This is a genomic window from Pseudarthrobacter raffinosi, assembly GCF_023913835.1.
In the GTDB taxonomy this organism is placed as follows: Bacteria; Actinomycetota; Actinomycetes; order Actinomycetales; family Micrococcaceae; genus Arthrobacter; species Arthrobacter raffinosi.
This window is the reverse complement of record NZ_JAMXBG010000041.1, coordinates 1-5901: the sequence shown is the minus strand read 5'-3', so window position 1 is coordinate 5901 and position 5901 is coordinate 1. Positions and strand designations below refer to the sequence as shown.

Genomic DNA, 5901 nt, shown 5'->3' with positions numbered 1-5901 from the left:
TCTAAAAGTTTCTTTCCTTAGACAGTCAGAAACCTATAGACGGAAAGCGGCGTGCGTCCGTTAAGGCGCGCTCAAAACGCCCACGGAAGAGTCAGGAGAGCCCTTTTTTCGGCTCTTTATAGGCGCCGCGCTGCTTGGCCAGAGCGATGCCTTCCCTTTGGCGTTCCCTGATGAGGGAGCGTTCGAATTCGGCGAAGGCGCCCATGACGGAGAGCATGAGGTTGGCCATGGGCGAGTCCTCGCCGGTGAAGACGAGGCCTTCTTTGGCGAACTCCACCCGCACGCCCATGCGGGTTAGGACGTGAACCAGGGCGCGAAGGTCATCGAGGTTGCGTGCGAGCCGGTCCATGCTGTGCACAACCAGGGTGTCCCCGTCACGGGCGAACCGCAGCAGCTCTGTGAGCTGTGGTCTGGCGGTGTCCCTGCCGGAGGCCTTGTCCATGAAGACCCGGTCCAGAACCTGGCCTTCGAGCTGGCGCTTCTCGTTCTGATCCAGAGTGCTCACTCGCACGTATCCGATCCGCTGGCCAGCCACGATTTCCTCCAACCTTCGTTCTGTCAGGATGACTTCTAGGCCCGCTCCAGCTGAAAGTCAAGACCTCCCCAGTCTGTTCTGTCAGGTTGAGTTCTAGGCCCGCCCCAGAAGAACGTCAAGACATACGCGTCCTGTTCGTCAGGTTGGGGTGTGCCCTAGCTGGACGCGCCAGCCCAGTGAATAACTGGCCGGGTGCTCCCTGTGTCACAACCGACGATGACAATCACACGATATCTGGTCGCCTGTCGCCATTTTTGGAAGGGCCGGTCCTGGGCGTTCCACTTCCTAGGAACTGAGACAGTCGTCATTTATGTCCTTGGGAAGCGGCAGGCAGGACAGGGCCCTTGGTGCCGGTTGCCTTGACAACCAGCACGGCGAGGAAGGTGGTGACAGGGATAGCAAGTACCAGACCTACTGAGCCGACCAGGGTCCGAACCACCTCCTCGGACATTTCGGCACTTGTCAGCGCCTCCCCGAGGGGCCGGTCGTAGAGCATCACAAGGATCATGATGGGTAAGGCGGCCCCCGCATAAGCGAACGCGATCGTGTAGACCGTGGAGGCGATGTGATCGCGGCCGATACGCATGGCAGAGGCGAAGAGGTCGCGCGCGGACGTTTCCGGAGCGAGTTCGTAGAGTTCCCATACGGAAGAGGATTGCGCAATGGTGACGTCGTTCAGCACCCCGAGTCCGGAAATGATGAGCCCGCACAGGATGATGCCGGAGATGGAGATGTTGCCCGAAATGTTGGACAGGACCGAGGCTTCGGAGCTCCCTGCGCCCCAAAGATTCGCGGCATCCGTTGACCAGGCTGCCAGCACCGCCGTGATGCCCAGCCCGAACATGGTGCCCAGCAGAGCGGTCGATGTGCGGGCGGAGAACCCGTGTGCGAAGTACAGCATCCCGATCATGATCACTGTGGATCCCACGAGTGCCAGTAGGAGCGGGGGTTTGCCTTCCACCAAACCAGGAAGCATGAATCCGGCCAGCACGGCAAAGGCACCCAAGAGACCGATGAGTGCCCGGAGCCCGCGCCAGCGGGCAACGGCGATCACCACCACGGAATACAGGATGGCCAGCAGTAGGATCGGCACCGTACGGACGAAGTCCACGAAGATGTATTGGGGTGTCGCTTTGTTGGCTGCAGCGCCCGTGGATGAAGTCAGATCCAGGTAACTGATGTTGTCTCCGGTATTTATCCCAGGGGACTTCGCGACATCCGGGTTGATGATCACCTTGACTGGGCTGCCGCCCTTGTCCGGTTCGGTGAACGCAAACAAGCAGTCGGAACCCCTCTGACTCTGGGCGTCCTGGCTTGCTCCCGGCGTACAGCTTTCCTGAACTACGCGTTGGATCTTTCCGCTCTCAAAGGTCGCACCGGGCGCACCTGAGTACGGGCTGGTAAGGGTGATACCGTCCCTGCTGCCCGAGGGCCACATCAAGACCATGGCAGCCAACGTCAGCAGAGTCAGAGGCACCAGAACGGCCAACAGCAGCCGATTTGCCCTCCGCCGCAGGGCCATCGCCTGAGGCGACGGATCCGGCTCGCCATGGGAGTGGCTTTGTCCGTGGCCCATCAGCAGTTCAACCTCACCCGTTGAACTCTACGGTGCACGGCTACCTGGCACTGACACAACAACTGTCCCAGGACGCAAGCGGGCCGGCCATGTCCGACCCACCTGTTCCCTTTTGGTGATGCCTGCGGGAACGCCTACTCAGGGCACAGTCTGCCGGCGCCGCTCCAGTTGTTTTCGCTGCCCGTACCGGGTCATGCCACGGGGCTTGTAAATTGCCAGGATCGTCGCCAGTAGCAACACGAAGAGGCCACCGCCGGTGTGCAGGAAGGCAGAGGGAAGGTCCATCCCGGTCATTGCAGGATCCCTCAGCATCCCCGCGATAGTCTGGATCGTCTGCGTGTACAGCACAAGGACGACGGTCGCCACGAGCGTGAGCACGAGCTTAAAGAGCACCCAGTAGTGCCGGAACAGCCCCCAGACCGTGCCCAGCCCGAGAAGAACGCCCGTCAGCAGGGTCGAGAAGGCCAGGGGGACAAGCAGGGACCAGGCCGCCGCCTGCAGGGCCAGCCACAGGAGGCGTCCGAGCTGGGGGTCAGTACTCGTTAGGGCAGCAACATCGAGCACGACGAAAACAGCAACGGCTCCGGCCCAGCCCAGTGAAGATATGACATGCAGGGTCAGCAGGAATTTCCGCAGCGCAGATGTCAGGACCATTCTGGGTTTACACCTGCCCGCTGGCGGAGCTTTGCAGTGCAGCGGGAGATGAGGCGGGCGCATCCAGTCCGAATCCGTGCCGTGCCGGCCCGTGCTGGCCGCCGCTGAGCAGCATCACGGCAACAACGACCAGGAGCAGGACGCCGGCGACGATCGCGGAGACCTTCACCCAGCGGGGCGGACCAGTCAGGGTCTGCGGGGCCGGATCGCTGTTCTCCGGTTGGTTCGGCTCGTGGGCCATGTCTTCTCCATTGGTCATTTCCTGGTGCGGCGTGTTTACAAGACAGTATGTCTCCTTGGCGTCACCCTGTCCAACGTAGGACGGAGCGTATACTTCAGGAATGCCGAAGCTCTGGAATGAGACCATCGAATCGCACCGCAGCGCCGTTCGTTCGGCGATCCTGGACACCACGGCAGGCTTGGTCGCCAGTCACGGGCTGTCATCGGTGACGATGTCCCAGATCGCCCAGACCGTGGGGATCGGCCGGGCCACGCTGTACAAGTACTTTCCGGACGTGGACGAGATCCTGGCGGCTTGGCACGAACGCCAGGTCCAAGCCCATTTGGAACATCTGGCGCAGGTCCGTGACCGCGCGGCGGGCCCTGAGCGGAAACTTGAAGCCGTCCTGAAGGCCTACGCGCTGATCTCCCACTCCCACGACGGTGGTGCTGAGGCCGCACGCCTGCACCAGGGTTCACACGTGGGTCGCGCGCACCAGCATCTCCATGAATTCCTGGCGGAGATGTTGAGAGATGGTGCCGGCGCCGGGGTGTTCCGCTCCGATGTTGCCCCGGACGAGCTCTCCGGATACTGCCTTCATGCGTTGGAAGCGGCCAGTGGATTGGTGTCCCGCGATGCTGTCCTTCGCCTCGTCAAAGTCACACTGGCCGGGCTGCAGCCTCCGGCGGCATCTAACCCTGGAGCCAGCGCCCCTTCAACGCACCAGGATTCACGCCGGCACCCTCACCAGGGCTAGTGGCGGCGGGGCGCCCTTGTGCGAGGGAAGCGATCAGGACGGATTCGATGGCAAGGGCTCTGACTCCAGTCTCCGCCCCTGCCCAGGTTGGTACGTTTCTCTAGGTGCGTGAGTCGGTAGTGGTTTGACGGTTCCGCAGGTTTGCACCGTGACGGCCCAGGGGCCGGTCTCCTTTTCCTGGACAGGGTGCCGGACTCTGGGCATTTTCTCGGGAGAGCCGGGAAGGATCCGTCGGGGCGCGGTTCGGTGGTGCAGGTTCGATTCCGGGACACCATCCCCGGCTCGGTTCAGGCGGTGGCGGTGCGGTAGCTGAAGAGTTTGAGCAGGTTGTGGCAGCCGGCCATCAACTTCCACTCCCCGGATGCCTTCTCCAGCCCGCGCAACAGGACATGCTTGCCCTGCCGCGTTTTGATCTGTCCGAAGACCGGTTCCACGATGGCTTTGCGCCGGGCGTAGACCGCCCGGCCCTTCTTCGTTTTCAGTTTCCGGGCCATCCGCTCGGCCAGGGTCGCATCCGCCGGGATCCTGCCCCTGGGCGACTCCGGGACCGGGCGCCCGTGTGTCATCCGCCGGGTGGAAATGAAGAACTCCGTCGCGCCGTTGGCTTCGAGGTCTTTGACGTGTTTCAGGTTCGCCGCCGAGCAATACCCGGCATCGGCGCTCCACTTCCGGGGCATGGCGCCCAGGGTGTCCTGGGTGTTCTGGACCATCGGGACCAGTTGCCGCACGTCCACCGCAGTGTTGTTCAACTCGGCGGCAACGATGACCTGGTGATCTTTATCAACGACGCCCTGGCCGTTGTAGCAGTAGTGGTAGGAACCGTCCGCGGTCTTCATGATCCTCGCGTCGGGGTCGGTGAAGTTCCGCTGGGCCGTGGGCTTGGGGACCGCCGCGGCAGCGGCCGCTTCGCCCTTGCCGGAGACATCATCGTCATCATCCCCGCGGGCCCGGGCTTTCGCCTCGGCCTCACGGCGGGCCTTCTGGGCGGCTTCGGCTTCGATAGAGGCCCGGGCAGTCTTCATGGCCTGGGCGCGCCGGGCCCGGTTGGCCAGCTCGGCGGGCAGCTCATCACCGCGTTTGCCCGGCCCGTAGCGGGCGTCCTCGGCCGCGTCCACGGTCTTCGCCTCCGCCATCAGGTCGCTGATCTCATCGGCCAACACCTTCTGTTTCGCGGTCAGCCGGGAATAGCTCATGGCCTTATGCCGGGAGGCGTTGGCCCGGACCTTCGTCCCGTCCAGTGCGACATGGCCCAGCGAGACCATGCCCGCGGCCCGGCAGAGTTCCAGCGCCTGGAGGAACACGTTGGCCAGGGCCGCGAGGTGGCGTTCACGGAACCGCCCGATCGAGCGGAAATCCGGGGCCTGCTGGGCGCACAACCAACGGAACGCGACCACGTCCGTGCAGGCTCTTTCCAGTTCCCGCGAGGACCGCACCCCCACGCAGTACCCGTAAAGCACGATCCGCAGCATCAGCCGCGGATCATACGGCGGCTGGCCCTTGGCCTTGGCGTAGGAGGAGTAGAACCGGGTCAGATCCAGTTCATCGTCCACAAGCTCGCCAATGAACCGGGCCAGATGACCCTGCGGCAACCACTCCTCCAGCGACGGCGGGACCAGCATCACCGCATCCGGTTCGAACGCCCTAAAGCGTTTCCTGGCCCCGCCATTGGCATCCATCGACACATCCGTGGGCTGCTCGACCCGCTCGACCAGGGACTCATCGAACAAACCATCCTGCGCGGAAGAACCAGTATCCATGCCCCCGATTCTCCCAGTCACCACCACCAGGCACCGGTCAATCCGTCGGCGTTTTAAAACCCGCACCCTGGTTACTGACCCACGCACCTAGGGACATCAGAGGACCCGGGGCCTCCAAATCAGTGTCGGCGAAGGGGAATCCGAAGGCATCCGGTTCCCGCCAGCATTTAGCCTTTCGTATCGCTGTTTAGACGATATGAGGTGAGGGTGGTTGGGTTTCCTGTCCGTCCGGGGCGGCCATTGTCGCCGGGCCGGTCCCGCGGCGCCGGCTTGATGCTGGCGGGTTTCCGTCGTGTTGTTGGGCGGCGCCGCGGGGCCTATTGCCCGGCGGAAATGTCCTTGTATCCGGACGGCAGGGGCCCGACTGCCGCTGGTGAGGGCCGGGGCCTTCTGTTTCACAGC

At 63.3% G+C, this 5901-nt stretch carries 5 protein-coding genes and 1 pseudogene; 1 reads left to right on the top strand and 5 read right to left on the bottom strand.

Going from position 1 to position 5901, the window contains the following annotated elements; translation table 11 throughout:
* Positions 1-94 precede the first annotated feature (94 nt).
* The 4 genes and pseudogenes from NG697_RS20845 to NG697_RS20830 form a co-directional block, all read right to left on the bottom strand.
* A pseudogene (locus NG697_RS20845) lies at positions 95-535 on the bottom strand (recombinase family protein); the annotation flags it as partial.
* Positions 536-839: 304 nt separating this feature from the next.
* Positions 840-2111 (bottom strand): YibE/F family protein, encoded by a 1272-nt coding sequence (locus NG697_RS20840; protein ID WP_252611328.1) that lies wholly within the window; start codon positions 2109-2111, stop codon positions 840-842.
* A gap of 138 nt (positions 2112-2249) precedes the next feature.
* Positions 2250-2765: a DUF2269 domain-containing protein gene (locus tag NG697_RS20835; protein WP_252615086.1), complete on the bottom strand. Its 516-nt coding sequence runs from the start codon at positions 2763-2765 to the stop codon at positions 2250-2252.
* Positions 2766-2772: 7 nt separating this feature from the next.
* Entirely contained in the window at positions 2773-3024 is a 252-nt protein-coding gene (locus NG697_RS20830; protein ID WP_252615085.1) for a hypothetical protein, read from the bottom strand.
* Between the two features lie 82 nt (positions 3025-3106).
* Here NG697_RS20830 and NG697_RS20825 point away from each other — a divergent pair, with 82 nt between their 5' ends.
* On the top strand, positions 3107-3742 hold the full coding sequence (locus tag NG697_RS20825; protein ID WP_252611334.1) for a TetR/AcrR family transcriptional regulator: 636 nt from the start codon (positions 3107-3109) through the stop codon (positions 3740-3742).
* 287 nt (positions 3743-4029) lie between these two features.
* On the opposite strand, the gene NG697_RS20820 is transcribed toward NG697_RS20825, so the two are convergent.
* Positions 4030-5418 carry an IS1182 family transposase gene (locus tag NG697_RS20820; protein WP_445260442.1) on the bottom strand — a complete coding sequence of 463 codons (1389 nt, stop codon included), beginning with the start codon at positions 5416-5418 and terminating at the stop codon, positions 4030-4032.
* Between the last annotated feature and the right edge of the window lie 483 nt (positions 5419-5901).